The organism is Pseudomonas onubensis, from assembly GCF_965653655.1.
In the GTDB taxonomy this organism is placed as follows: domain Bacteria; phylum Pseudomonadota; class Gammaproteobacteria; order Pseudomonadales; family Pseudomonadaceae; genus Aquipseudomonas.
Window position 1 is genome coordinate 1 of record NZ_CBFHAZ010000236.1, and the last position, 479, is coordinate 479.

Consider the following 479-nt stretch of genomic DNA (forward strand, 5'->3'; position numbering starts at 1 on the left):
CTTTCATACGGGCGTCACGAGTCAGAAGACCAGCACGTTTAAGTGTTGCGCGGTATTCTGGATCTGCTTCAAGCAAAGCACGAGCGATACCGTGACGGATTGCTCCAGCTTGACCAGATAAGCCGCCTCCATGTACGTTTACTAAAACATCATAAGTACCAGCTGTTTCAGTTAAAGTTAATGGTTGTTTGATATCTTCGATTAGAGCCGGAGATGGAATGTGCTCGCTGATTTCACGATTATTAACGACGATACGACCTTCTCCTGGAACTAAGCGCACACGCGCTACAGAACTTTTACGACGGCCAGTACCGTAATATTGAACCTGTGCCAAATTGGTAACCTCCTTTTTAATTAACCGCGAAGTTCGTAAACTTCAGGTTTTTGTGCTTCATGTGGATGCTCAGAACCACGGTATACGTTCAATTTCTTGAACATTTGACGACCTAGAGAACCTTTTGGAAGCATGCCTTTGATAG

General features: G+C 44.7%; 2 protein-coding genes. Both read right to left on the bottom strand.

Going from position 1 to position 479, the window contains the following annotated elements; genetic code table 11:
• On the bottom strand, window positions 1-334 hold a 334-nt coding region (gene rpsI / locus ACTD9P_RS29745), incomplete at its 3' end, for a 30S ribosomal protein S9 (protein ID WP_438870434.1).
• 20 nt (window positions 335-354) lie between these two features.
• Window positions 355-479 (bottom strand): uL13 family ribosomal protein (locus tag ACTD9P_RS29750; RefSeq protein ID WP_438870435.1); only part of this gene is annotated, 125 nt, incomplete at its 5' end.